Source organism: Gilliamella sp. wkB108 (assembly GCF_001690195.1).
GTDB classification, from domain to species: Bacteria; Pseudomonadota; Gammaproteobacteria; order Enterobacterales; family Orbaceae; genus Gilliamella; species Gilliamella apicola_L.
Map to the genome: position 1 here is coordinate 1 of NZ_LZGM01000074.1, position 1,393 is coordinate 1,393.

Annotated in this window: 2 protein-coding genes; both read left to right on the plus strand. The window is 33.9% G+C overall.

Annotation, left to right across the window (positions count from 1 at the left end; genetic code table 11):
* A partial coding sequence (locus A9G11_RS14420) for a DUF6708 domain-containing protein (protein WP_218056098.1) occupies positions 1 to 438 on the plus strand: 438 nt, incomplete at its 5' end.
* A gap of 184 nt (positions 439 to 622) precedes the next feature.
* On the plus strand, positions 623 to 1,393 hold a 771-nt coding region (locus A9G11_RS07905), incomplete at its 3' end, for a DUF6708 domain-containing protein (RefSeq protein WP_065619078.1).

Sequence of the window (1,393 nt, forward strand, 5' to 3'; positions counted from 1 at the left end):
ACCTATAATTCGCAAGATTATAAAGATGAATGGGAATTTATTCGCCGTTATATGGAGGAAGGCCCGGATAACCTACCCAAACCTTGGCTCAGTACGCATCTACCGATGCCTTTACATGGTTTAAGTGGACATATAAAACCGATGATCCATGCTGCAAAAAATGCCCCAACATTCTGGATGTACATTTTATTGATACCGGTATTTTTTATATTATTACCGTTTTACACGATAGGTTACTTTATTTCGGAATGTTTATGCTGGCAACCACGCTGGTCAAAAGTCATTCGTCAAGCTGGTCAAAAAGGGAAAACCGTACCGAAAGAAACCACCTTATCAGACTATCCACCAAGAGTACAACAAGCGATTTTAGATAATCGTATCGAATGGGGCGTGCGAGATGATAAAACCGGAAAATTGATTGATTATGGTAATTCTTAATATGGTAGCAAAAAGGTGAATTTAAAAAGAAAATTATTAAAGCGCAATGTTGACCAAAATGTATGATTGAAGCCTTTAATGCAACATCACAAGAAGAGTTAGCAGAAATCAAACAAAAGTATAATGTTAAACCATAATGAGTAGCTTGGATACTAAGTAAAATAATAAGGAGTAAGGGAAAACCATGCCATCAAAATATCGTCCGCAGATTCTAGGTTGGATTGGTGATTTAGATAAAGGAACTCAATATATAACCGGTGCCGATGATCGCTTACTTTATGCCAATGATAACTATTGTGCTTTTATTCGGAAAATAAAATCAGACCAGATTTTTTATTTATTTATTTCGTTGATATCAATAATTGGTCTTACTTTCTATATATTCTTTTATTTTTACTTTGTTGTTAATTTAGAACCTGGGGTTGATAATGATGAAAAAATTATAGATATTGTATTATTATTGGGAACTATCACTTGTTTTTTTGCTTTGTATCTTATGATTCCTGAATGCTATCAAAATCTATTTACACGCAGAGGTAGTCCAATCATTTTTAACCGTAAAACTGGTAAAGTGTATGTGAATGAAAGTTATTTTTTTAATTTTAAATCTTTACGAAATCCGCTTACCTTTTTACACCCAAACAAAAAGCGAATCAAAGAGTATGATTGGGCATATTTACAAGGGGTAGTGGTACATAATTTTTCCAATTATTCGCTGAATACGACCATATTAATGGTTTGTAAACCCCATACCCATAAAACAATTGACCATATACTGCTTGATCCATTACGCATCGGTGTAGGGAGTTATATGGTCTGGGGTTGGGTGAATAATTTTATGTGTTGTAATGATTTAATCAATTTAAATGCCGGTAAATACAAATCAGAGCAAGAAATCCAATTTAAAAAAGAGATCATCAAAGGTCAAGGTTGGCCAGAATGGATGGTAGAAGCC